Consider the following 24,131-nt stretch of genomic DNA (forward strand, 5'->3'; position numbering starts at 1 on the left):
CCCCCCCCCCCCCCCCCCGTCTCACCCGTGCGCCGGCCCCATCGGCGGGCGCGCGCCAAACAACGCCGTGCCCACCCGCACACACGTGCTGCCCGCCGCGATTGCCGCCTCCAGGTCCCCGCTCATCCCCATTGAAAGCTCGCGCAATGGCATGCCCGAGCGCGCCACCAGCGAATCCCGCAGCCCCCGCAGCGTGTCAAACGTCCGCCGAGCCACATCCGGGTCTTCGCTCAACGGCGCAATTGTCATTAAACCATCAATACGCAAATGAGGCATGGTCAGCGCCACATCAAGCAGACGCGGCGCGGCCTCCAGTTCCACTCCGAATTTCGCCTCGTCGCGCCCCGCATTGACCTGCAACAACACCGCCAGCGTCCGCCCCAGCGCCTCCGCCACGCGGTCCAGTTGCACCAGCAGCTTCTCGCTATCCACACTTTGGATACGCTCAAAATGCGCCGCCGCGAGCCGCGCCTTGTTCGACTGCAAGTGCCCGATCAGCTCCCAGCGAACCGGCGCCGTCGAATGCGCCCGTTTCTCAACCCCCTCCTGTACCCGATTTTCACCTACCGATCGCAGGCCGTAGCGAGCCGCGTATTCCACCGCCTCGACCGGATGCGTCTTGGTCACCGCCAGCAACTCCACTTCGGACGCATGGCGTCCCGCGCGGGCGCAAGCCGCCGCTATCTGGGCCTTCACCTGATCCGCTTGAGAAACAAATTGTTCGTAGGAAATCATCGAGGCTGATGTTGTCCGGCGAACCCGGCATGAAAAGCCCCGGCGATGTTTTTTTATTCGTCATCCTCTTAAGCCTCCACCTCGAAGAACCATGTCATACTGATAATCAATAGGTTACGAACCCAGAATCTATCTGATCAAATAATGCATCCTTCGTCTCGCAAATGCAGGCAACTTGAATGAAGTAGAGTTCATCATGCGTATTTAACATTTTGCTACTTAATAAGCGTGTGTTATAGTCCGCGTCCGATTCTTTCTAACACCAATGCAAATCGAGAATTTCAAAATCTTCGCCGATCTCGTCGAAACCAAGAGCTTTTCCAAGGCGGCCAAGATTAACAACATCACGCAATCCGCCGTCAGCCAGCAGGCACGCGCGATGGAACGTCACTTCAAAGCACTGCTTATCGATCGCAGTCAGAAACAATTCCAGCTCACCCGTGAGGGGCAGTGCGTTTACGACTCAGCCAAGGAACTCCTCCACTGCTACGACCGCCTCTCCTCCGACCTCCAAGAGCTCAAACGCGTCATCAGCGGCACCATCCGCATCTCCACCATTTACTCGATCGGACTCCACGAACTGCCTCCCTTCATCAAACGCTTCCTGCACGACTACCCCGCCGTTAATATCCGCGTGGAGTACCGTCGCTCCAATCTCGTTTACGACGACATCCTGCACAACTCGGTGGACTTCGGCCTCGTCGCCTTCCCGCAAAAACAGCGCGCCATCGAAATCATCCCCTTCCGCAACGACCGCCTCGTCCTCATCACCCACCCCAACCACCCGCTCGCCGGCACGGGAGAAGTTGAAGTGAAGGAACTGGCCACGCAGCGATTCATCGGCTTCGACCCCGACATCCCCACACGCAAGGCCATCGACACCATCTTCCGCGACCATCGGGTGGACATCGAACCCGTGATGGAATTCGACAACATTGAGACCGTGAAACGGGCCGTCGAAATTGACCACGGAGTTGCCATCGTGCCCCTCGCCACCGTCACTCAGGAAGCCCGCCAGGGCACGCTCGCCACGCTCGACATCAAGGGCAAAGAATTCTCCCGCCCCCTCGCCATTCTCCACCGAAAAGGCCGCGTGCTCACGCCTGCGATGAAAAAATTTGTCGAAACCCTCGGAATGGATCTCAGCACCACCCCTGAACAAGCATAAGCACACGAGCGCTCACCCACTGACCGGTCCCGCACCAAAAATACGGAGAGGAAGCTAATCCCACGCCAGGCCGCCTCTCAATCAGCACCAGCAAATTTCGATTCACCGAATTCCGTTCACTGGCAGCTCCCTCTCCCGCTCAAAAATACAGACATGAGCGCGATAGAACCAGTCGCTCCGCATGAAAGAAATTTTCCTCGTTGTCTATGCCTGCACCCTCGGCGGGCTCCTGTTTTTCGCGCTGCATCGGATAAAAATGCTCTGGCTTTACGCTCGATACAGCCGCCGCCAGACACCGCCGCCTCCCCTCAACGGACCTCTTCCGCGAGTGTGCATCCAGCTTCCACTCTACAACGAGTCACTCGTTGTTGAAGCTCTGCTGGACAAAGTCAGCGCCATCCGCTGGGGCAACGGTGGCGACGAGACGCTCGAAATTCAGATTCTCGATGATTCCACGGACGAAACCACCGCCATCATCGAACGCTGGATGGCCGCCAACCCGGTGCGCGTTGCCACCGCCCATATCAGCCACATCCGCCGCCCCAATCGCCACGGCTACAAGGCCGGCGCCCTGTCCTACGGCATGACGCTCACGGAGGCGGAGTTTTTCGCCATCTTCGATGCCGATTTCCGGCCCGAACCCGATTTTTTGGAGCAACTCATGCCTCACTTTGCCGACACGAAAATCGGCGTGGTCCAGGCGCGCTGGGAATTCGCCAACCGTAAATCCAGCCTGCTCACCCGATTCCAAGGCGTGTTTCTTGACGCTCATTTCGTCGTCGAACAAGAGGCGCGTTACGCCGCCGGCCTGTTTTTTAACTTCAACGGCACTGCGGGCATCTGGCGCCGTCGTGCCCTCGATGAAGCGGGCGGCTGGACGGATGACACCGTCACCGAAGACCTCGACGTCAGCTATCGCGCGCAGTTGCGCGGCTGGAAATTCATTTACCGGGCCGATTATGCCGTGCCCTCTGAACTTCCCGAAAGCATGACCGCCTTCAAATCGCAACAACGCCGCTGGACCAAGGGCGGGATGCAAGTCATGCGAAAACAAATCGCCACCATCGCGTGCAGCGGTGCGCCGTCGCGCAGCAAGCAGGAGGCGATTCTCCACCTGCTGGTCGGGTTTGTGCATCCACTGCTCGTGCTGTTCGCCATCAGCTTCGTTCCTTATCTGATTCTGGCCGGGCAGCGTCCCACGGGACTCTGGGTGTTTTTCAGCCCAGTAATGGCGCTCCTCATTGGCGCGGGCAGCGTGGCATTTTACATTACCGCGCAGTATTTCCGCCATCGTGAATGGCGGGAAGGCGTGCTGTGGTTGCTCACCTCGCCGATTTTCATGGCCTTCGGCCTGGCGATGAGCGTCACCGGCACGGTGGCTGTAATCGAGGGCCTTTGTCAGCGTGGCGGCGAATTCGTCCGCACGCCCAAGGGCGGTCGCGCCGTCAACCTCGGCAGCATCGTCGGAAAAATGCGCACGCGCACTCTCTTCTTCGCAATTACCCTCATGGAACTCGCACTCGGCTCCCTGATGATTTTCGGCGCGTGGTATTTTGAGAACATCGACCGCGATATGCTGGCTGTGTTGCTCTGTGTAAAAGCCACCGGCTTTTTTGGCCTGGCCTTCTTCACCGCCCGCGACGTCTTCCCGCGTTTGCACGCCGCCCCCGCCAAATAAATCCCAACAAAAAGTTGAAGGGGGGGAGGGGGGGGGACCCCACGAAACACACGAAAAAGCACGAAAGGGGAATCATCATGACTACTACAAATTACATTCTCTGTCTTTGCCGATTCTCTGTGTCTTCGTGTCTCTGTAGTTAATTTTAATTCTTCTTCGTTCCCTTCGTTGCCCTCTGTTCAACGTTAACTCAGTCAATTCCGTTTCGGCGCTCGCCGTGTTCACGGAAACCCGTTTGTTCATTCCCCTTTGAACCCGTGAACCTGACCCGACCAGCCGAATGGATGAGTGTCTTCAAGGTCACCACGCGCGAGCGCTGGGACTGGTGGACCCCCTGCGCCCTCATCCTGCTCAGCGCCATCGGCGTCGCCTTCATCTACAGCGCCCAGTTCTCCACCTCCTTGCACGACTGGAAGAAACAACTCGTGTGGCTCGCCGCCGGTGCCGTTACCTACACCGCCGTGTCGCTCATCGACTACCGGTTCTGGATGAATATCGCCCACCTCTTCTACATCGCGTGCATGATCCCCCTCGTGATCGTGCTATTCGCCGGAGAAGAACGCTTTGGCGCACAACGCTGGCTCGACTTCGGCTTCTTCGCCTTCCAGCCCTCCGAAACCGCCAAGGCCGGCACCCTCCTCATCACCGCCAGCATCCTCGCCCGTTCGCAAATCGGCACGCTGCGCGAATCTTTGCGCACACTGGGCAAGTTGGCACTTGCGGTCGGTTTGCCCATATTCCTTATCCTACAACAACCCGACCTCAAATCCGCCATCGTCCTGCCGCCCATGGTATTCTCCATGCTCTACATCGCCCAACTTTCCACCCGCTTCTTCATGGCGGTGCTGGGAGCATTCGCGGTCGTCGTCGGCATCGTGGCGTGGGACGCGCACGGCTACATGAAGTTCATGGACGACAACCAGTTGTCCTACGTAAACCTCAAAGCCAACCCCCTCTCCTACGAATCGCGCACCTGGTTCCCCCTGCACGATTACCAGCGCAACCGCATCGTCGCCTTCATCGCCCCCGAAAAAATCGACCCCCAAGGCACCGGCGTCAGTTGGAACCAGCGCCAAGCCCTCATCTCCGCCGGCTCGGGAGGACTCACCGGTACCGGCTGGACCCAGGGCACCCAAGCCCAACTCGGTTACCTCCCGCGCGCCGTCGCGCACAACGACTTTATCGCCTCGGTCATCGCCGAGGAAAAAGGATTTCTGGGAAGCCTCACGGTTCTCGGCCTGTTTGCAGTGGTGTTGTTCAACGGCATACGCATCGCCGTCCTCGCAAGGGACCGCATGGGATCACTCATCGCCATCGGCGTGACGGTCCTGTTCGCGGTGCATGTGTTTGTGAACATCGCCATGACCATCGGGCTGGTGCCCATCACGGGCATACCACTTCCCTACATCAGCTACGGTGGTTCCTTTGTGCTCAGTTGCTGTTTGCTGCAAGGACTGGTCCAGAGCGTCTATCGATTCAGAAAGGACTTTGCGTGAAACCAAACCTCTCCGAATCCATCCACGACCTCTCGACCGGAATTTCCTGCGCCACAACCTCCGCGCATTGGGACCGCTCCAACCCACAGGACAACACCCAACATGAGCGACCAACCACAACGCACGCCTGACCGCGAGCCCTACGACAACGACGACGACACACCACCGGCCAACACCGATCCCCAAGCCGCCCTCGACGAACAACTCACCCACCCGCCCTCCCCCGAGGAAGAAATCCCCGTGGACCGTGGCGAACTCAAAGCCAGCGCGCAGGAACGCTCCAAACAGCGCCCCCTGCTCCAGAAAATCCTCTCGGTTTTCAAAAAGGAGAAAACCTCCTACCGCGAACTCATCATCAACTCCGAACCCCTCGAAAAACGCGTCGCCCTCCTCATCGACGGCGTCCTCGACAAATTCGAAATCGAACGCGCCAACGCCGACCGCATGGTAGGCGGCATTTACAAAGGCCGCATCAAAAACCTCGATCCCGGCCTCAAAGCCGCCTTCGTGGACATCGGCTATTCCAAAAACGCCTTCCTCCACTACTGGGACATGCTCCCCGCCGCCACCGACTCCTCCATCGAAGTCGTGCGCGTGAACAAAAAGAAAGGCGCCGCCCCCCGACCTGCCGAACCTACCGTCAAAGACATACCGACCCTTTATCCGCCCGGCTCCGACATCGTCATCCAGGTAACCAAAGGCCCCATCGGCACCAAGGGCCCGCGCACCACGACCAACCTCTCCCTCCCCGGCCGCTACCTCGTGCTCATGCCCTTTAGCGACCAATGCGGCATCTCGCGCAAAATCGAGGACAACAAAGAACGCCACCGCCTCAAACAACTCGTCAACGAACTCACCATCCCCGAAGGCATGGGCGTCATCGTGCGCACCGCTGGCGAAGGCAAAAAAGCCCGCTACTTCGTACGCGACCTCCACCTCCTCCTCAAGACCTGGGCCGAAATCCAGCGCAAGATGCAGGACGTCCGCTCCCCCGCCTGCCTCTATCAAGAGCCCGACATCGTCGAACGCACCGTGCGCGACTTCCTCACCGAAGAAGTGGACCGCGTCCTCATCGACAACACCGAGGATCACGCCCGTTGCCAGGCCGCCGTGGCGCAAATCTCCTCCCGCTCCAAAAACAAGATCGCGCTCTACAAGGACAATATCCCCATCTTCGAACGCTTCAACATCGAGCGCCAGATCGAGCAGACCTTTCAGCGCAAAGTCTCGCTCCCCAGCGGCGGCGAAATCATCATCGACGAAACCGAGGCCCTCATCGCCATCGACGTCAACACCGGTTCCCACAAGAACAAAGGCGGCGACGAGAAAAACGTCATCTACTCCGTCAACTTGGAGGCTGCCGTTGAGATCGCCCGCCAGATCCGCCTCCGCAACCTCGGCGGCCTCATCATCTGCGACTTCATCGACATGAAGGAACGCCGCCACCGCAACGGCGTTTACGAGAAACTCTGCGAATCCATGTCGCAGGACCGTGCTAAAACGCACATCCTGCCCATCTCGCAACTCGGCATCCTGCAAATGACCCGCCAGCGCCAGCAGGAATCGCTCACGAGCAACATGTATGTGGATTGTCCCTACTGCCGGGGCCGTGGTATCGTAAAAAGCGCTACAACGATGAGCGTCGAACTCCAGCGCAAGCTCTCGTCGATCGTGCGCCGTCTCATTGCCCGCAACGACGGCAAGACCTACTCGCTGCGCGTGCTCGTGCATCCCGGCATTCTCGACCGCCTCCGCAGCGAGGACGCCGAGTTGCTTGTCCGCATGGAACGCGAATACGGCGTCAAACTCGCCTTCCGCGCCGACCCGAGCTATCACGTCGAAAACTTCAAGATCATCAACACCAGCACTGGCGAAGAATACCGCTGACCTTGATTGTCTTCTCTTCTCTGGAGGGCGGGTCTCCCGACCCGCCGGCGGCGCTTTGCGCCGCCCATCCGGAATGAGACGCAGAGAAAACCATTGGGGGGGGGGACATTTCGGGGGATTGGCCGTTGTTCTATTTCCAATCCCAAACCCAATCTCGAATGGTGGCCAATGAACGCGTTTCGAGCGAAAGCAGGATTTCCCGCCACGCTCGCCACGCCCGCAACCATTCATTGCCTCTCCGCGTGGCGCGGGCGTCTCGCCCGCTTCGGCTGGAGGTGCCTCTCACCCTTGTCTTAGAGCATTTAGAGTTGAGATGTAGCCGTTGTCTTAACGGTAGGGAGGCCTCTCCGAGGCCTCCGAAACCACGCTCCATCTACCTATGAATTTCGCATCCTCACACTACGCACGGCGGAGGCCTCGGAGAGGCCTCCCTACCAGGTATCAAATGGCTACAGCTTAAATGAAATTGCTCTAGGGCGGCGCTCCGCGCCGTCTGCGGGCGTTTGGCAGAAAAAGCCCGCGACACTTCCCAAAAAACCGTTGCGGATGTTCCCTCCCCCGCCTCTCTGCCTTCGCGCCTTCGTAACTTTGCGTTTCAATTCCAAAAACAAACCAAGGTTTTTCTCTCTGCGTCTCCGCATCTCTGCGTGAGACAATATCATCAAAATATGCACTAGCCGCACACACTACGGCGTGATGCGTGTATAAATAGCCGCCTCAACCACGGGCTGGCAAAGGTCAAAACCGAGACGGATTCCCACAGGCGGACGGCTGGAGTCGATACCGTAAATGGGCTCCTCTGTTTGAGTAAGGCCCGTATCTGCATCGGTGTTGAGAGCGACCTGCACCGATTGGTCGCCGTGGTAAACGCGCAGAGTGACGACATTCGCCGAACCAGCGTCGGCGGCAGGGGCGACGGACGTGTGGTGTTTTTGACGGGGTCGGAGAATGATCGCGGTGCCGAAGGTTTGCGGGGTGGTGAACGTAGCGCGATCAATAATCTCCAAGATACCGCCGGGAGCCCGGGCATCGGAGCGCGTGAAGACAAACGTGCGGGTGATGCGCTTGAGTTCGGGAACGTCGGGAGCGTAGGCGCTGGTGAGGTCGATTTTCCAAAGATCGCGCGTATCGGAAAATTCGCTACGCAGGGTGACGGCGCGCGCATCGGGGCCGGTGCGCTGGAGCTTGCCGGCGACACGGGGCACGGGATGGCCAAACGAATTCATGAGGCCGGCAGTGTAGCGTTTGGGTCCAAATGAGTCCTTGGTGTAACGCTCCATGCCGAGGTCCGCGAGAGCGAGACCGCCGTTATACACGAGCGTGTAGGAGCCGAGATCGTTGTGGTTGTGGGGCTGCCCGTTGTGCCCGCCCTTGAACGCGGCGGCGAGGCCGGTGGCGGCGGGAGCGTTGCGCACGACCAGGGCGCCGCCATCGGGAAACCAGTCGCGCAAAGGCAGCGTCGCGGCTGATTCAGGACGAGCGGACGCGGAAGGCGGCGGGCGGGACAAAGCGAGGTCGAATGGCGTTTTGTAAAGCTGCGCGCCGAGCGGGTGAAGATGCGAAAAGGACGCCGCCCCTGCGTCGCTTCCGCTTTCGCCGGCGAGCCGATAACGTTGCGCGGCAAAATCGCGGAGCAAACGCGGCGTTTTTTGATTGATGCCGGAATCGCCAAACGCGGCGTAAATGCCGCCGGTGATTTCCCAGCGTTGCGAGAAAGCGGCAATGCGCGCGACCTTGGGCGCGGCAAGCAGATCGGTGGCTCCGCCAGTGGCGATGCGAATCAGCTCCGCGCCCAGCACGTAGTGGCCAAATCCATACGACCAATAGCCGAGCCCCTCCTGGCAAAAACCGTCGTCGGTGTAGCCGTCGATGAAGAAGCGGGTGGAGTTTTCAAATGCCGCGATGAAGGTGGCGCGTTCGCCGGGGTCGTCCGAAAGCGCGAGGACGGAGCCGAGGACGCCGGCGTTGCAAATGGCGTTCCAGTTGTTGTCGGCGTTCATCCAACCGAAGGGCGTTTTTCCGTTGGGGCGGAGGCGGGCGAGAATGGGGTCCATCACGCGGGCGCGCACTTCGGCGCGGATGCGGGCGCGAGTGGCGGGGGCGAGCCGGCCGCCGAGAAGATAATCGGCGGTGGCAATGCTCCAGGCGCGGGCGGCGGCGGCGAGTTCGACGTTGTCGCGGGCGGCATTCCAAGTCTTGCGACCGTGGGCGTGCGCGGGGACGGACCATGCGGGTTCATCGAGGAGGGCGGCGAGTTCGCGCTCGATCACGGGGAGGAGGCGTCCGTCGTCGCGCAGTCCTTCCGCGTAGAGGAACACGCCAAGGCGTTCGGTGCGGGCGGCAAAGGGTTTCTCAAAACCGGTCCGCTGGCCAGTGCGTTGAAACTGGTTGTAAAGTTCCTCTGTCAGTTCGGGGACGGGTTGCGCGGCGCATTCGTCCGCCATTGGAGAGAAGCGCGGTGGCGGCCTGTGCGGTGGCGGACGGGACACGGGTGGAATCCGTCCAGCGGTCGAGGTGCCAGAAGGCGCGATCAGAAAACGGCGGAGAAAAATGCACCGGATGTCCGGTGTCGATCGTAGTCAATTCGGCGATACGAGCGGGATCGAGTGGTGGGAGCGTGGGCGACGGTTTGGCGGCGGCAAACATGACCCACGGAAAAATCAGCAGGACGAGGGCAGACGTTCTCAACATGGAGCGGGGCATGGTATGATATGGCATCGGGGACGGGGACGGGGATGGAAGCGGAAGCGCGGAGGAAGGGGGGGGAGGGATCACTTCACCGCCGCACGCGCCACATGATAGTCGTAGTAGAGTTCGTTGCGATGGCTGCCGTGAACAGGCTTTTCGGGCATCGGGTCCGTGCGGCTGGAACGTTTCTTGTCCAACTCCGAGAGCATCCAAGTCTGGGAGCGTGGGCAGTCCGTGAATTCAGAGGCGCGATGCGGTGGTTTGGGGCCATTGGCATCGCCAAAGGGCTGTTTACTGTTGCTCCATTTGGTGACGCCATCCGGGTATTTTGGGTCGAGATTGATTACGTAAGGATATTCGGCATCACTGACGTTTTTCATGACGAGTTCCCAAGAGGGGCAGATGAAAACGGGGACTTTTCGTTTGTTGCCAGGAACGACGTGTGAGGAGAGGTAGGGACTGAGGCGGCGCGAGAGGTTGATGAAACCGGTGCCGTCTGGATCGCCCGTGAAATAGAAACTCTGGACTGTGTAAAGCGGGCCGGGATAGGTGTCGCGGTGCTCGTCGAGGTAGAGTTGCAAGGAGGTTCCGATCTGGCGGAGGTTGGAGATGCACTGCGCGTTGCGCGCGGATTCGCGCACGCGACTTGTAACGGGTAACAGGATACCGGCCAGCACGCCGATAATGGCGATGACGGTGAGCAATTCGATCAGCGTGAAGGCGGAATGGATTCTCGTTTTCATTTGGGGAATGGGATGGGGGGGGGGGGGGGGGACAGGCTGGCGTTGAAGATGTGACGCCGTTACTGCCGGGCACGCAAGCGCCGGAACGCCACCACACCCGTGATGGCAACGAGGCCAAGAATGACGGCGGTGGTCGCGGGTTCGGGAACAGCGCCCGTGGTCGCGGTGATATTGATGTTGTCCACGCCAAGCCAGATGCCATCGGCGGCGCCGCCGGCGCTCTTTTGTGGGTCGTAAGTGTAGATGCGGAAATAGCCGGCGCTGATGTCCTTAACTTTGGCTTGGAGGTCGGTCGATGTCAGTGAGATGGAAACAGGCGTGCCGTTTGTTTTTTGATAGCCGTCGCTGCTCCACACCGTCACGTAGTCGGTATTAAAATCGGCCCCGGATTTGGTGCTGAAACGCACTTCGATCTTCGCGTATTCCGCAGCCCGGAAGCGCATGGGGGTAAAGGTGAAATTAGTCAGGGTAAAGGACTCGGTTGCGTTGGTGATGCTGACCTGAAAATAGCGTCCAGTGTTGAGGCTGACCGGATGCGTTTGCCACTGGATGTAATTGGTGGCGTCAGCGGTTTTATCGGTGTAGCCAGCCAGGCTGATTGAGGAAGCGAAACCGGTGGCGACAACGGAAGGCGTGGCCGCGCCGACGCTGGCCGGATTGTTGTTGAAATCGTAAGTCACCGTCTGCGCGACGAGAGGCGAAAACAGCAAGGGCGAGAACAGCGAAACAAGGAGAGCAAGAGCGGGTATGAGTTTTGTGGTTTTCATAGTAAATAAGAGAGTGCGCTCGAACAGAGATTGCGCCAAGCGGGGCGATGCGCACATTGGTGCGCATTCATGAGTGACCCCGCGCCAACCACGCCCGCCCTGTCTGAGTCTGCAACCCCTGCCGTCCCCAAGTCTTCCACGTTGCGCGACATCGCGGCGACGGCGGGGGTGCATCACTCGACGTTGTCGCGGGCCTTGCGCGGGCATCCGCGGATTTCGGCGGCGCGGACAGCGGAGTTGCGCGCGCTGGCCAAGCGGATGGGCTACGTGCCCGATCCGATTCTGGGGGCCTTGATGGCGTATCGCACGAGCCGGAGGCCGGCGGCGTTTCACGCCACGATCGCGTGGCTCAATCCGAGCCGGAAACGGGCGGACTGGCGCGTGTATCGGGCTTACAATGACTACTTCGAGGGGGCATCAGCGCGGGCGCGTCAGTTGGGGTTTCAACTTGAGGAGATCATTTTGCCGACAACCACGGCAAGCGGGCGGACGAATGAGTCGCCACAGGTGAGGCAGGACCGGGTCACGTCAATGCTGGAGGCGCGCAATATCCATGCGATCATCGTGGGGCCGGCGCCGATGGCAGGGGAGACGCTCGACCTGATCGACTGGCCGCGATTTTCGGCGATTCGCATTGGGTATTCGCTGGCGTCGCCGCGCCTGCACATTGTCACGGCAAACCATTCGCGGGCGATGACAACCTTGATGCGGGAGTTGCACGCGCGGGGTTACCGGCGTCCGGGATTGTTCATCACGGCGGAGTTGGACGAGCGCATCGGACGCCAGTGGTCGGGGGCGTTTTTGCGCGAGCAATTTGATCTGCCGCGCGAAGACCGGCTGGAACCGTGTTTTCACGAAACTCTCACGGAGCGGGTGTTGATGGATTGGATGAAGTCGCAGCGTCCCGATGTGATTGTTGGCATGGGAGACGAGCGCGTTGTGGCGATTCTGCACCGGAACGGGTGGCGCATTCCCGAGGACATCGGGCTGGTGGTTCTTGCCCAGCCAAACAAGGGTGTGGCAATAACAGGCATCGTCGAACACAACGAGGAGGTGGGGACGACGGCGGTGGACATGGTGGTGGCAATGGTCAACCGGCAGGAGCGTGGCATGCCCGTTACGCCGCAAACCGTGCTCATCGAGAATGGCTGGCGGGAGGGCGGAACATTGCGCCTCAAGCACGGTTGACAGGGGGAAGGGGGGGGGGGGGGGGGCGCGCCCTCCGTCGGTTCCATTACGGAGCAAGGCTGTCGCGCAGGCGGGCGAGCATGAGTTCCTGGTCGAGAACGGCCTCGAAAATCACATCGACTCCGGAAAGGGTGACGGCGGTCTCGGCGTCGGAGGAGGCGGGCTGGCTGTTTGCGAAAATGGCGCGGGTGTCGGCGGTGCGGACGTTGCGCAGACGCGCACGTTGCACATGCTCCAGATCGCGCTGGATGGCGGGCGTCCAGCGGGCGTTGACGGCTTCGATGAAGGGGGTGATGCCGCGCCGGGCATCGTCGCCGGCAAGCGGGCGGGCGTCGAGGAAGTGGAGGTTTTGGTTGAATACGAGGGTGGAGTTGCTGCCGATCCGCAGGCTGATGCTCGGACCGCCAAACAGTCCGCCGGGGGCGGGGCGAACCGCGTCGAGATCGGCGGGCGCAGGCACATCGACCACGGCGGATATGCGGCGGCTGAGCGCGGAAAATTTCACGGCCATCGGATAACTGGTGAGCCAGCGCAGGAAATCGACGGCGAGTTCCGGATGGGGCGAGTCGCGCGAGATGCCCATGATGGCCTCAAGGCCGGCTTCGACTTCGGAGGGGACGCCAAGCGTGAATTCGCCATAGCGGCCTTCGCCGGGACGGGGCAGGGGGATGCGCATGACGCCGACGGGGAAACGGGCTTGTTGCGTGATGCCGGAGTAGTCCCAACTGCCGGCATAGAGGAAAAGGGCGCTGCCGGTGACAAAGGTGAAATGGGCATCCTCACGCTGGAGCTGGGCGTAGCCGGGCTGGGCGAGGGCGGCGATTTCGGACCATAGTTCGAGGACGCGGCGGATGTCGGGCGTATCCAGTTTCCAGTTACCGGCAAGGTGGTCGGCGGCGAAACGCGCGGGGTCGTTGCGGAGGGTGCGGGCGGGGTCGTCGAGGACGTGGCGCTGGGTGAGCGCGCCGGATATCTGGTCGAGGAGTCCTTCGGCGTAGGGACCGCAGACGGAGAGGGGCACAATGGGACGGGCGGTGCGGGTGGCGTATTCGCGGGCGGCGCGGCCGAGTTCGAGGAATTCGTCGAGGGTGAGGCCGTCGAGGGTGTCGCGTCCGGTGATGGCGCGGAGGAGGTGGCGGTTGTAGAAGAAGCGGACGGTGTTGATTTGCGCCGGGATGCCGAAAATTTCGCCGAGTGCGGCGTTGTAGGTCATGCCGCTGGCGAGGCCGTCAACAAAGGTCTCGCGCCAGGGGACGCCTGCGAGCGGCGTGCCGGCGTTGTAGGGGTTGGGGGCGTCGATCCGGGAGGAGAGGGGGAGGTAGTAGCGGCCAAGCTCGGCGTCGGTGGTGCCTTTGCCGAGTTGCATGATGTCGGGCGTGGTGCCGCCGGTCCACTGGGCGCGTTGCCAGGCAAACCATGTCTTGAGGGGAACGGCGTTTTGCTCGACGCGCACGCCGGGATGGGCGCGTTCGTAATCGGCGATGATTTCGGCAAAGGCCTCGCGCATTCCGTCGTGAATGAGCCAGTGGCCGATGCGAATGACTTTGGTGCCCGGGTCGCGGTGGCTCGAGGCGCGGGTGAAAACTTTGAAGAGCGCGATGGAAAACGCGACGGCGAGAAGGGCGAATCCAACAAGGGGGAGCAGGCGTTTCATGGGGAGGGTCGACGGATTGGGATTGGGATTGGGATTGGGATTGGGATTGGGATTGGGGATTGAAATCAAAGTTCCAGCGCGGCGAGGCGCTGGCGGATGTAGTCAGTGCGGGAGTCGCGGGTGGTGAGATTGAGGAATTTCCGATAGCAATCGATGGCAAGTGCGGTGTCGCCGGTTTCCTCGCCGAGCCGGCCAAGGGTAACAAGGAGGGAGATTTGCCGGGGGTGTTGGGTAAAGCCGATTGCGCAGGCGGCGCGCAGGTGTTCGCGGGCGCGGGGGAGTTCGAGCTGCCATTCGAGGAGGGTGCGGCCGATGAGATAATGCAGGTCGCGGACGAGGGGGGGATGGGTGGCAAACGGCAGGAGCGCTTCGGCGGAGGCGAGACGTTCGTTGCGGGAGAGCGCAGGGATCTCGTAAAGGCGAATGAGGGCAAGGGGCACGAGGGCGCGCCGTGTCAGCGGGTCGTCAGCGAAACCGGGTTGGGCGGCGAGTTGTTCGTAGATCGCGGCGGCAGCCTGCGGCCGGCGGGGGTCGGTGTGTTCGTGGAGGATGCGGGCCTCAATGAACCGGGCTTCGGGAAGGTCGATGGAGCGGGCGATGGCGAGTGCTTCATCAATGCGCGCGGCGGTTCGCGGCTGGGCGTTGAGGAGCGCGGCGGCGTAGAGTATGCGGTCGGAAGACGCGGAGGAGGGGAGGTGCGCGCCGGCGCCGCGGAGCCGGATGAGCGCGGTGTTGAAATCGAACCGCGCAACGGCGGCGAGAGGGGTGTCGGACGGGGAAGAAACCGACCCGGCGGCAAAGGCAATGGCGGGGCCGGCGACGGATAGAAACCATGCAAGGCCGATGCGTGCGAGGATAACGACGGGGATCGAGACGGCGCGTGACATTAGGGCCGGAACGTGAACAGCTCGCGTCGTGATGTAAAGCGCACGCACTGTTTGCACCTGTTTTGGGGACGACGTTGAGCCGCCTTCATGGCAGATGGCGGCACGCACATACCCGACAGCGGCTCAACCGCCGTAAAGGGCGCGGTCGGCCTTGATGTTTTCGCCAAGTTGCCAGGCGCGGACGCTCGTCCAAGGCTCGTCGGGTGCGGACCAGAATGCATCCGACGCAGGGAGGCCGAGCGGCAAAAACGCCGTGGTGCACATATAGAGACTGCCCGTGCTGATGTAGGCTTCGCCAAGCGCGGGTTGGTGTCCGGCCAGGCCGATGCGCAACCAGCCGGCATCGTCAAACGTGCCGGGCGCTTCCAGCGTGCGACGGATGACCGCCGTGAGCGCGCCGCGCACCTGGGCGGGCGGAAGATTGGCGGGGAGTTTTTTTTGCAACGCCATCTGCGCAAGGTGCTGAAATGCGCCGCAGCGATACACGATTGAGCGTCCAATGACCGGGAAACTGCCGTCTGGCGCGACAAGGCGCTCCTGCACGGCGGCGTAACGTGTAGCGCGGACGCGGATACGGCGGAGCAAATCGCGCCACACCGCCTTGGCGCGGGGATGCGGAGCGGCGATCTCCGCGACATCGACCAGCATGGGCTGAATGACGTAGCTGTTGTAAAAATCCCAATGAAACTCGGCGCCATCGCCATAGATGCCGTCACCTTTGTACCATTGCTCATGCTGGCGAATGGCGTAGTCGATGCGCATGAAATCCGCGTCGCCAGTGAGTTGGAGCAGGGCGGCTTCGATCATGGCGGAGAACAGCAGCCAGTTGTTGTTGCCGGGTGTGATGGCGCGAGTGGAACGCAATGCGTCGGCGAGGCGTTCTCGCGTGGTGGCATCGAGTTCGTGCCAGAGTTGGCGCGGAGCGCGAAGGAGGGCGTGCGCGAGAAAGGCGGCGTCAACCAGAGGCTGGCCGCCCTTGGTGAAATTGAGCCGGTCGGGAGACGCGGGATCGACGGCGTTGGCGAGAGCGGCGCGGGCGAGTTGGCGGAGACGTTGTTGCGCGGCGGCTTCGTTGGCGGAGGCAGGTGAGGCGGCGGGGATGTCCGCAAGCTCCAGCCAGGGAGCGAGTCCGGCAAGCGTGCGCCCAAGGGCTTCGAGATAGGTCACGCCCAGACGTTCGTCACGTCCTGACTGGCGTTCGACGGGCATCGTCGCGCGCAGTTTGCCTGCTGCGAGGGCCTCGAGCGGAGGCGTGGACACGCGGACGAGCAAATCAACCCAGCGGGCGCGCGTGGCGAGAGAATCACTCGGCTGGGAAGCGGCAGAGACAGATGCGGATATAGCAGCAGCAGCGGCGGGAGGGGGGGGAGGAGACGTATCCGTTAAAGCGGTACGAAGCAGGAAGCCGCAGAGGTAGAGATTTTGCTGGTCAAAGATAGCCGGGTTTTTGGGCGTGTGTCCGCGTTTTTTCAGGATCGCGATTTTGTCGATGGGTTCGATGGCGGGGTCGAGCAGTTCTACGCGCAGGGTATGCGAACCGGGTTTCAACTCCTTTGGAAACCACCACGTGGCGAGGCGGTAGTGGCCTTCCACGCTAAAATCGTCGAAGAACGTCCCGGTGACAGGCGGCAAATCGTCCACCGTCACGCGAAAGCGGCCATTGTCGGGGCCCTTCATACCAAGCAGTCCGACGGTGACGCCTTCAAATGTCATCGTTGCCGACGCTCCGGCTTCTGTCGCCATCCAGAGCGGAGGCGTGAGGCTGGCTGGTTGCCAAGCGACGCGCTTGTCGCCCGCGGGGATTTTTTCCCATGCTCCGGAACGTGCGGCGGAGGCCACCGGCGCAATGCCAGCGTATTCCCACGGCGCGGTCGCCAGCGGCGCGGGCAACGTATGCGACGGCGCGGGGACGGCGGCGATAGTGTCGGCCAGCATCTGTTTCAGCGCCGGGCCGATGATGGAAAAATACAGCCGGTATCCGGCGGCCAGCGGATGAACGCCATCGGAGGTAAACACGAGGCGTCCTTGCGGGTCGCGTCCCTCGGCGTCGAGGCCTTGCGAGGAAGCTCGCGTCACCAGTTGTCCGGCAGTGGCGAGTCGCGCGACTTCGACGCCGAGGTGAATCGAGGGGATGCCGTAGTGCGCCGCGACTTCGTCCATCACGCGCGCGGTGCGCGAGGGGCGGCCTGCCTGATAGTCGGCAAGCTGGCCGTGGGTGGCGGTGTAGATGAAACAGATGTCAGTTTGGGGATTGGCGCGCCATGTCTGGCGGACAATGCCCTCCATCGCCTCGCGTATCCGATTTTCGGGCACACCGGTGTCGTTGACGGCAAACTCCACAAAGAGAAGGTCCGGGCGGTGCTTGATAATGTGGTCGCCCAGGCGGCAGGCTCCGAATGAGGAATCGGTACCGGGGATGGCGGCAAAAATCTCCCGAACGGTCGCCTTGGGAAACTCGTCTTTCAGAAACTGGGTTGTGAGTCCGCGCCAGCCGTTGGCCGCCGTGATGCTGCCGCCGAGATACGCCACACGCACGGTCTGGCCGGCGCCAGCTTTCGCGGCGAAGTTGGGCAGGCGGTCGCGCAGATTGACGCTTTCGACGGCTGCAACCGCCTTGCTCGTCATGGTCAGCATGCACGCGGCGAGAATGAGAGGAAGGAGAGGGAGGCGCAGGAGAGGTGGGAGGCTTGATTTCATTGTGGAGAGGTTCCGGGAAGGATGAAGGTGTCGGTAGTGGTTGTGCTGGTGGCTTTGTCGCCACCGACCGCGGTGAGGCGCAGTCGGAAGCGCGCATCGCTGTCGTGTGGAAATGGATACACGGTGATTTCGTATGGGAAACGGTCCACGAGGCGCGGCGCGGCGGCGGCAATGGTGCTGTCATCGAGGAGCAATTCGACTGTCGCGCCGGCGGCGGGACGACCGGTGAGGGCAATGTAGAGCGAATCTTTGCCGAAGGGGGAACGGATGCGCCACGCCTGTAATTTGCCCCATTCTTTGCTGAGATCGGCGGTGATCGGTTTGGCGGCGACAGGCGGGAGCGCGGGGGCGATGCCGGTGGTGGAAGCTGCCACGGGGGCATAACCCAGCGCGACGAGACCACGTGGAGGAACGGTCAGCGAGGGCGTCCATTGGGTCGGTGTGGCGTCCGCCGCGCCAGCGGCGGCGGTGCGGACGAGCACAGGGGTTTGCGAGGCAATATGGAGGGCGGTGGTGTCGAGCTTGATGCTGTTTGCCGGGCGGGGGTCGGAGGCGTCGTTCATAAGGACGATCCAGAAGTGCTCCGGCGTACGGGCGGCGATCCAGTTGAGGCCGGGATCGTCCACGGTGACGCCGCGCGGGAGGAGGGGGCGGGCATTGCGTTCGCCGAAAATTTCGCCGCCGAGCTGGCCGAAGACGCGGTTGTTAAACCACACGTATCCATCCTGTCGTGACCACGGAAAACGGATCGTGCCGCCCGAGCGGAGTTCGGCTTCGGCGAAAAGCCAGTCGAGCGTGAAGGCGAGTTGCGGGGGGATGTGGTGATAGTAGAGGCTGGTGACGTCGGGATCGTCGATCGGATATCGGGCGGACTGCGGCAGATCGGTGAAGCCGTTGATGTAGTAGCCGGGATAGTTGCCAAAGCGGCCCACGATGCCATTGCGGGCGAAATCGCGGAAGAATGTGTCTCCTGTTTTCGAATACAAGCGGAGGAGCGAGGGAGTCCAAGAGGACATCATGATATTCTGGAAGCCACCGGTGTCGTCGGCCTTGGTGCCGGAGAAGAAGGTGGAGGGTTGTTCGAGACCAAGTCCGACCGGGGAAACGACGCGGGCGGGCACGGTTTTTTCCCGCACGTCGCCGGCATGGCGCGGCAGGCCGAGGCGGTATTTTTCATCGCTGCGCCACCAGAGGTGCGTGTTGCCGGTGAAGCGGCCGTTTTGGTGGATGAGAACCGGCGTATCCGGGGAGGGGGGGGAGGGTTGCGAGCGGAGGCCGGCGATGGTCAGGGCGCCGGCCTTGCGGGCGGCGTCGAGCCAGCGGGCGTCGCCTGTGATGTCGTGCAGGTCGAGGAGATCATACCAGACGGGGATGAAATTGTGGTTGTAAAAGGGGCCGTAACCGAGGTCGCGGGTTTTGGGTGCGTCAAGTTCGGCGGCAACCCAGTCAGCGGCCTGACGGGTGGCGGTATCCAGAAGCTCAGGACGCAGGTCGAGTCGCCAGAGGGCGAGGGTTTGGGAGAAGCGCGTCACCCAGGTTTGCGCGGGGCGCGAGGCGGCGGAGCGGCGGACGAGATCGGCAATCCAAGGGTTGGCGCCCGGGCCGAGAAGGGCGTCGAGTCCCTGCCACCAGGATGTGCCGAAGTAGCGGTTGGGGCCGCCGAGGCGGATGGAGTTTTCGTTTACGTAGGAGGGGGTGACTTTGGGGTCGCGCAGGGCGAAGTGCGCGGCGGGACGGGTGAGCATGTATTCGATGGCGGGCAGGGCGCGAGTGGCGTAGAGGTCTTCGTCATCGGTGAGCACGGCGGCGGAAACGAGCGCGAGCGGCGCGGCATGTGTAACGGTGCCGGGGCTTTCGATGTTCCAGAATCCTTTGAGGCGGGCGTCCCAGCCGCCGGAATTGGAGTCGCGCACGAGGTCGATCATGTTGCGGACCGACTGGATGAGGGACTGGCTCACGGGATGGCGGTCGTCGGCGACGCCGAAAATGTTTTTGTCGGCGTAGGCGAGCGCGTCGTTCCATGAACCGGCGCGGGCAAACACACGCCAGCGCACGGTATGCGTTTCGCCTCGTTTCCATTGCGAATCGCCAAGGCCGAGCACGGGGCGGAAGACGGCGGGCTGGAGGAGTCCATCGGGGGACTGGAGCGAGAATCCGTAGCGGGCGTTGTGCACGGCGGGCCAGGCGAAGGGGATTTCGGAGGGAGCGGCGGCAACGCCAAGCGTGATGGAGGGGCGGGAGGCATCGGGCGTGGGCAAGAGTTCGATGAGGGCGAGCGGTTGCGGGGTGACGGTGTCGGTCAACAGGCGTGGGCCGGAGGGGAGACGCTGGAATTGGTAGAGCGGCGGGAGGAGGTTGAACGCGACGTCGGCGCGTTCGCGCGCGACGAAGGGTGTCGCGGCCAGCGAATAGTAGCCGTCCGCAGGCGCGGTCAGCGTGGTCGTGATTTCAAAGTCGTCGCCTCCGGGAGCGACGCGCCAGATCGAGGTGGCGGAGGTTTTGTCCTTTGAAAAAGTGCCAGAGGCATCGGTGAACGTGAGTTCGACGCCGCCATCCGGCAAGACGCGGGCAGAGCGGGCGGTGAGTGTAGTGGAGGGAGCAGCACGCCAGGGATCGGCCTCGGAGCCGGTGAAATAATCGTGTCCGCCGATGCGCACTCGGACGCGAAGGGCGTCACCGGAGTTGTTTTTCCAAAGCGGGTTGATGCGGGTGGCGTCGATGTTGTTTTCGGTGGAGTGGAGGAGTTGGAGGGTTTCGGAGACGTTGCCGGCGGGGACGGTGATCCAGACGTTGGCGGACTTAACTTCAGTCACGCGGTGCACGGCGCCGCCGCGGGCGAGGAAGCTCACGCGTGTGGTTTTTCCGGTAAGCGTGGCGATGGTGCGGTCGGGCGAGGAAGCGGCGGCGGCGGCGGTTGGGGATGCGGTGGCGACGGCGTCTGGTTCATCGTAGACAGGTTTGAGGACAAGCGGTTTGACGCGGAAAGAGAGGAGTGTGGCGCGTGGCAGCGCGTTGGGATCAAGTGTGGAGTCGGTGGTGAGGAGGATGGCGTCGCAACGGGCGAAGTGGCGGGCGGTGTCGATGATTTCAATGGCGGTGTCACCTGCGGAAATCGGAAGCGAGCCGATGCGTTCCCATCGCCAGCCGTTGGAGCCGTGGCGTCCGGCTTCGGCGGGCAGGCGTTGTCCGTTGACGGCAATGGCGAAGCGGCGCGTGCCGGGCTGCGTGGTTGCGTAGTCCACGGCGCGCGCCCATATGGTGTATTCACCGTTTAATGACACGTTGACGGCGGTAATAGCGTTGATCGACGAGCCTGTCGCGCGGAGGATGCCGTCGTGGCCTCCGAGCGAGCCGACGTTCGTCTCCTGCTGCCAGCCGCCCGGGAATTGGAAGTCGTCGGCAAAAACGACGAGGCTTGCCTGCGGGGTGGTCGCGGATGCAAGCGAAAGGGTGAGAGGCAGAAAAGCTGAAAGACTGAGGGAGATGGCCAGCAGGGGACGCAGGAGGGCGGAAATGGTGTTGGTGGCAGGCATGAGTGAATGATGGCAGAAGGTGAGCCTTCTGCTGGAAGCGAAGGCCATGGTGGAAACAGGGCGAATGCGAGAACCGGAGGGGAGGGATTACCAAGGCACTAAAGTTGTCGATCCAGAGTTGCCGATACCTCGCCAGAACATCGAATTGTTGTGATCGTAGGGCATCTGCTTGGAGCCGACCGGTGGAAAATTGACGCCTTGAACCGGAGGAAGGAGAGCATCCACATGTCCGTCCACAAATACGCAAAATACTTTGCCATCATTGCGATTATACTTGGTCACCTTGGCGGCTTCATATGCGAACAGGTTAATTGACTCGGGAGAATCCGCGATCATGGCGGTGCGGGAAGGATTGATGATTTGCTCAATGCGCAGCGGCGAGTGAGGCGGCGAAGGCTGCAACACGCGTAACATCGCATTGTAACCATACGAGCAACAGCCATCCCTTTTTTCCACCATGGGCGAATGAAAGACGGTACCTCCCCATTTTTTCAGGTAGTTATCATAGGTGTCGGAAGTGGAAAAATCAGGCGCGTCGCCGCGTCCTGAATAGAGAATTTTCCACAGTTGTTGTATCCAAAAATAATTATCGTTTAGCGCGGTTGCGGCCACCGGCAGGTTGCCCTTGTTGTCGGCGATGAAGATCTGGGCGGCGGCGCCGAGTTGGCGCAGGTTGCTGCGCGAGGTCGCCATATGGGCTTTTTTACGAACGCTGCCGACAACGGGAATAATGATGGCGGCGAGGATACCGATAATAGCGATGACGGTGAGAAGTTCGACCAGGGTAAAACCACGGCGGGCAATAGCGATGTGATTGGATGGACGGAAGGCAGATGTTTTCATGGGGAAGGGGGGGGGGAGGAGGATTACGGTGTGATCGTGACTGGTTGATTGTCCGCAGGGAGTTCAACGCGAATGAGTCCGGCGACAGAATGCCAGACGAAAACAGGGCCGGCCTCGGCTCCGGCCAGCGTGACGGCGGCTCCGTCGGGCGCGACTTCGAAGCGGGTGACGAAGGCGGGCGGCAGATATTTGTCCGGATTTCCAATGAGCGCCCATCTGTGGCTGATGGGTGAAAAAATCACGAAGGCATCAGTAAGCGGCGCGAGCGTGAAGTCGATAGAGGGCGCGTCGGACGTGAGGTGGCGGGCGGTGCGGGTGAGCGTGTCGTAGAGGAGGACGGATGCAGGCGGTGTGGCGCGGGCGTCCTGTCCGCTTCCGAAGCATGGCCACGTGATTTCCAAGCCTGCGGGCGGGACGCCCGCGCCACTTTGGGAGGGGAGCATCGCTGCGCGGTGTCGGAGGTCGTCCATGTGCCATGCGCCACGGACGGTTTTTTCGGGATGCGTGAGGTTGTAGGCGGCGAGGGCGGCGGTGCCGTGCGGGAGGGGAGCGATGACCCGGTAGGCGTCGTCGTCTTCGTAAGGATCTATGAATACACTTTCCGGCGTAGGCACAGCGGGCGCGAGCGGGCGCAGGATGCGGCCGTCGGTGAGATGCAGCGGGGTGATGAGTTCGCGGACAAAATGGTCGGGGTGGTCGGAGAGATAAACGGGGCCGCCGGAGATAGCTTTGCTGCGCGCCATGAGGGGTCCGGCAACACGATCACTACTGTGAAACATGTCGTGGTCACCCCAGACGGTCTGCCCCATCCAGAGCATGTTGCCGAATGAATTGTGCAGGTGGTGCTTGGCGCGCCAGGCGTCCTCTTTTTTGTAGTCCTCGCTGCATCGCATGACTTGCGACAGGGGTTGGTGGAGGATGCAAAGGTTGTTGTGCGCCATGCAGCCGATGACGCCGGAAAAGTGTGCGGCCACGGTATTCTCAAACGCATGACGACAACCGGCGGTGGCCGTCACGGCATTTTGCACATTGGTTGAGTCGGCGTATTTGCGGAGGTTGGCGGCCTGGTTGTCCACCTTGATGAAGTCGAATCCAGCTTCTTGCACGGGGCGCAAAAAGGCTTCGTAAAACACGTCTGCATCGCCGGGCGTTTCGCCGGGGAGTTTTGGAGAATCGGGTGTGTTTTTCAGGCGAATGAGATGACGGTCCACCTCGCTGCCGAGGGCGTGGTCGGCGAGGATGCCGCCCCAGTAGCCGTTGTAGTTGAGCCAAAGGCCGAGCCAGCGCAGACGCAGATCGGCATCGGCGGCGGCGCGGACGGGAGCCCAGCCGCGTGGAAATTTTTCTGGGTGCGGATGTGCGCTGTGCAGGCGGCGGGCGCTGGTGGCGGTGGAGACCTGGCCGGGCGCGCCTTCCTGGGTTTCTATCATGCGGTCGGTGGCGCGGCTGCCGTCGTCCACATGGCCGTCGTCGATCAAAACCCATCGCACGGGAACGGGCGAGGCGGCGAGGCGACGCATGACACCAGTGATGATTGGTTCGTCGATCGCCAGTTTGAATTCCTCGAACGAACACCAGCCGAGGTATTCAAAGACTTCGGGATAGGTTTTGTCGCGGCGGAGGCGTCCGGTGCCGCGCAGGGTCGGGTGCGCAAGGGCGAGTTCCCAAACGCGCGCGCTTGCCGCGCAGGGGCTGGCGGCGCGGGCACAGGCAAGGAGCGGGAGTTCGCCTTCAAACGGTGTGCCGGCAAAGTGCGCGGCTTCGAGTCGCAGGGATTGTCCGTCGCCGCGTAGTGATGCGACGGAGTGCATGCCGACGAGCGGAAGGAGCGCGAGGTAATCGCCGTCTTCGAGTTGAAACAGGGCAAACATGCCGCCGTGTTTCGCGTTGTGGAGTTCAGCGGTCGAGCGCAGTGGGAGCGGGTGGCACTGGTTGTATCCTTCGGGCCACAAATCGAGCGCCGGGTTGATGGCATGACGCTGAAAGGGCGCGTAATAACAGCATCGCCGCCAGCGTGGGAGCGCGAGCGGCGTGCTGTAAAACACGCCGCCGTCATCAGGAATGGCCGCGTGTAGTTGGGTAACAACTACGTCGTCGCGTGTTGATTCAAGCGACATTACCGCTTGATCAGCGGACGAAAATACGGGGGCGGGCGGCAAATCCAGAG

17 protein-coding genes and 1 pseudogene are annotated in these 24,131 nt (G+C 61.8%); 6 read left to right on the forward strand and 12 right to left on the reverse strand.

The window, feature by feature from the left end:
- Positions 1–21 precede the first annotated feature (21 nt).
- Positions 22–735, reverse strand: coding sequence for a YggS family pyridoxal phosphate-dependent enzyme (locus OBACDRAFT_RS08705; RefSeq protein ID WP_043584755.1), 714 nt, complete (start codon positions 733–735; stop codon positions 22–24).
- A 265-nt stretch (positions 736–1,000) separates the two neighbouring features.
- Here OBACDRAFT_RS08705 and OBACDRAFT_RS08710 point away from each other — a divergent pair, with 265 nt between their 5' ends.
- The 5 genes from OBACDRAFT_RS08710 to OBACDRAFT_RS08725 all read left to right on the forward strand — a co-directional run bounded on the left by OBACDRAFT_RS08710 (position 1,001) and on the right by OBACDRAFT_RS08725 (position 6,964).
- Positions 1,001–1,903: a LysR family transcriptional regulator gene (locus tag OBACDRAFT_RS08710; protein WP_043584756.1), complete on the forward strand. Its 903-nt coding sequence runs from the start codon at positions 1,001–1,003 to the stop codon at positions 1,901–1,903.
- Between the two features lie 181 nt (positions 1,904–2,084).
- Positions 2,085–3,581, forward strand: coding sequence for a glycosyltransferase family 2 protein (locus OBACDRAFT_RS08715; RefSeq protein WP_043584758.1), 1,497 nt, complete (start codon positions 2,085–2,087; stop codon positions 3,579–3,581).
- A 257-nt stretch (positions 3,582–3,838) separates the two neighbouring features.
- Positions 3,839–5,077 carry an FtsW/RodA/SpoVE family cell cycle protein gene (locus OBACDRAFT_RS08720; RefSeq protein ID WP_232766899.1) on the forward strand — a complete coding sequence of 413 codons (1,239 nt, stop codon included), beginning with the start codon at positions 3,839–3,841 and terminating at the stop codon, positions 5,075–5,077.
- Entirely contained in the window at positions 5,074–5,208 is a 135-nt protein-coding gene (locus OBACDRAFT_RS30650) for a hypothetical protein (RefSeq protein WP_269799063.1), read from the forward strand. Before OBACDRAFT_RS08720 ends, OBACDRAFT_RS30650 begins: the two co-directional genes overlap by 4 nt.
- Positions 5,180–6,964, forward strand: a complete 1,785-nt coding sequence (locus tag OBACDRAFT_RS08725) for an Rne/Rng family ribonuclease (RefSeq protein ID WP_043584762.1) — start codon at positions 5,180–5,182, stop codon at positions 6,962–6,964. The genes OBACDRAFT_RS30650 and OBACDRAFT_RS08725 overlap by 29 nt, the downstream gene beginning before the upstream one ends.
- 686 nt (positions 6,965–7,650) lie before the next feature.
- On the opposite strand, the gene OBACDRAFT_RS08730 is transcribed toward OBACDRAFT_RS08725, so the two are convergent.
- The 4 genes from OBACDRAFT_RS08730 to OBACDRAFT_RS08740 all read right to left on the reverse strand — a co-directional run bounded on the left by OBACDRAFT_RS08730 (position 7,651) and on the right by OBACDRAFT_RS08740 (position 11,162).
- Positions 7,651–9,408, reverse strand: coding sequence for a heparinase II/III family protein (locus tag OBACDRAFT_RS08730; RefSeq protein ID WP_052361537.1), 1,758 nt, complete (start codon positions 9,406–9,408; stop codon positions 7,651–7,653).
- Complete coding sequence (locus OBACDRAFT_RS28860) at positions 9,317–9,667, reverse strand: hypothetical protein (protein WP_198529865.1); 351 nt, start codon at positions 9,665–9,667, stop codon at positions 9,317–9,319. Before OBACDRAFT_RS28860 ends, OBACDRAFT_RS08730 begins: the two co-directional genes overlap by 92 nt.
- 68 nt (positions 9,668–9,735) lie before the next feature.
- Positions 9,736–10,395: a DUF1559 family PulG-like putative transporter gene (locus tag OBACDRAFT_RS08735; protein ID WP_043584764.1), complete on the reverse strand. Its 660-nt coding sequence runs from the start codon at positions 10,393–10,395 to the stop codon at positions 9,736–9,738.
- 59 nt (positions 10,396–10,454) lie between these two features.
- The gene (locus OBACDRAFT_RS08740) at positions 10,455–11,162 is read right to left on the reverse strand and encodes a hypothetical protein (protein WP_043584766.1); all 708 of its coding nucleotides are present in this window, start codon (positions 11,160–11,162) and stop codon (positions 10,455–10,457) included.
- A gap of 69 nt (positions 11,163–11,231) precedes the next feature.
- On the opposite strand from OBACDRAFT_RS08740, the gene OBACDRAFT_RS08745 reads away from it, so the two are divergent.
- Positions 11,232–12,350 carry a substrate-binding domain-containing protein gene (locus tag OBACDRAFT_RS08745; RefSeq protein ID WP_043584768.1) on the forward strand — a complete coding sequence of 373 codons (1,119 nt, stop codon included), beginning with the start codon at positions 11,232–11,234 and terminating at the stop codon, positions 12,348–12,350.
- A gap of 46 nt (positions 12,351–12,396) precedes the next feature.
- Here OBACDRAFT_RS08745 and OBACDRAFT_RS08750 read toward each other — a convergent pair whose 3' ends face one another.
- The 7 genes and pseudogenes from OBACDRAFT_RS08750 to OBACDRAFT_RS08780 form a co-directional block, all read right to left on the reverse strand.
- A complete protein-coding gene (locus tag OBACDRAFT_RS08750; protein WP_043584856.1) occupies positions 12,397–14,004 on the reverse strand; it encodes an ABC transporter substrate-binding protein in 1,608 nt (535 codons plus the stop codon).
- A gap of 65 nt (positions 14,005–14,069) precedes the next feature.
- Positions 14,070–14,891, reverse strand: coding sequence for a tetratricopeptide repeat protein (locus OBACDRAFT_RS08755; protein WP_232766901.1), 822 nt, complete (start codon positions 14,889–14,891; stop codon positions 14,070–14,072).
- A 123-nt stretch (positions 14,892–15,014) separates the two neighbouring features.
- Positions 15,015–16,232 (reverse strand): DUF2264 domain-containing protein, encoded by a 1,218-nt coding sequence (locus OBACDRAFT_RS31205; RefSeq protein ID WP_052361553.1) that lies wholly within the window; start codon positions 16,230–16,232, stop codon positions 15,015–15,017.
- Between the two features lie 639 nt (positions 16,233–16,871).
- Positions 16,872–17,588: pseudogene (locus tag OBACDRAFT_RS31210) on the reverse strand (SGNH/GDSL hydrolase family protein); the annotation flags it as partial.
- Positions 17,585–21,121, reverse strand: coding sequence for a hypothetical protein (locus OBACDRAFT_RS08770; RefSeq protein ID WP_043584769.1), 3,537 nt, complete (start codon positions 21,119–21,121; stop codon positions 17,585–17,587). The pseudogene OBACDRAFT_RS31210 and the gene OBACDRAFT_RS08770, both read right to left, overlap by 4 nt.
- An 87-nt stretch (positions 21,122–21,208) precedes the next feature.
- The gene (locus tag OBACDRAFT_RS08775) at positions 21,209–21,964 is read right to left on the reverse strand and encodes a type II secretion system protein (RefSeq protein ID WP_043584770.1); all 756 of its coding nucleotides are present in this window, start codon (positions 21,962–21,964) and stop codon (positions 21,209–21,211) included.
- 23 nt (positions 21,965–21,987) lie between these two features.
- On the reverse strand, positions 21,988–24,081 hold the full coding sequence (locus tag OBACDRAFT_RS08780; protein ID WP_052361538.1) for a Sip1-related alpha-galactosidase: 2,094 nt from the start codon (positions 24,079–24,081) through the stop codon (positions 21,988–21,990).
- Positions 24,082–24,131: the final 50 nt, after the last annotated feature.

The sequence above is a fragment of the Geminisphaera colitermitum TAV2 genome (assembly GCF_000171235.2).
GTDB lineage: Bacteria > Verrucomicrobiota > Verrucomicrobiia > Opitutales > Opitutaceae > Geminisphaera > Geminisphaera colitermitum.

Excerpts from the sequence above, each read along its gene's own strand:
- OBACDRAFT_RS08770 (WP_043584769.1), bottom strand. The coding sequence starts at position 21,121 with ATGCCTGCCACCAACACCATTTCCGCCCTCCTGCGTCCCCTGCTGGCC.
- OBACDRAFT_RS28860 (WP_198529865.1), bottom strand. The coding sequence starts at position 9,667 with ATGCCCCGCTCCATGTTGAGAACGTCTGCCCTCGTCCTGCTGATTTTT.
- OBACDRAFT_RS08740 (WP_043584766.1), bottom strand. The coding sequence starts at position 11,162 with ATGAAAACCACAAAACTCATACCCGCTCTTGCTCTCCTTGTTTCGCTG.
- OBACDRAFT_RS08725 (WP_043584762.1), top strand. The coding sequence starts at position 5,180 with ATGAGCGACCAACCACAACGCACGCCTGACCGCGAGCCCTACGACAAC.
- OBACDRAFT_RS08745 (WP_043584768.1), top strand. The coding sequence starts at position 11,232 with ATGAGTGACCCCGCGCCAACCACGCCCGCCCTGTCTGAGTCTGCAACC.
- OBACDRAFT_RS08780 (WP_052361538.1), bottom strand. The coding sequence starts at position 24,081 with ATGTCGCTTGAATCAACACGCGACGACGTAGTTGTTACCCAACTACAC.
- OBACDRAFT_RS08710 (WP_043584756.1), top strand. The coding sequence starts at position 1,001 with ATGCAAATCGAGAATTTCAAAATCTTCGCCGATCTCGTCGAAACCAAG.
- OBACDRAFT_RS08735 (WP_043584764.1), bottom strand. The coding sequence starts at position 10,395 with ATGAAAACGAGAATCCATTCCGCCTTCACGCTGATCGAATTGCTCACC.
- OBACDRAFT_RS08755 (WP_232766901.1), bottom strand. The coding sequence starts at position 14,891 with ATGTCACGCGCCGTCTCGATCCCCGTCGTTATCCTCGCACGCATCGGC.
- OBACDRAFT_RS08750 (WP_043584856.1), bottom strand. The coding sequence starts at position 14,004 with ATGAAACGCCTGCTCCCCCTTGTTGGATTCGCCCTTCTCGCCGTCGCG.
- OBACDRAFT_RS08715 (WP_043584758.1), top strand. The coding sequence starts at position 2,085 with ATGAAAGAAATTTTCCTCGTTGTCTATGCCTGCACCCTCGGCGGGCTC.
- OBACDRAFT_RS08775 (WP_043584770.1), bottom strand. The coding sequence starts at position 21,964 with ATGAAAACATCTGCCTTCCGTCCATCCAATCACATCGCTATTGCCCGC.
- OBACDRAFT_RS08705 (WP_043584755.1), bottom strand. The coding sequence starts at position 735 with ATGATTTCCTACGAACAATTTGTTTCTCAAGCGGATCAGGTGAAGGCC.
- OBACDRAFT_RS08730 (WP_052361537.1), bottom strand. The coding sequence starts at position 9,408 with ATGGCGGACGAATGCGCCGCGCAACCCGTCCCCGAACTGACAGAGGAA.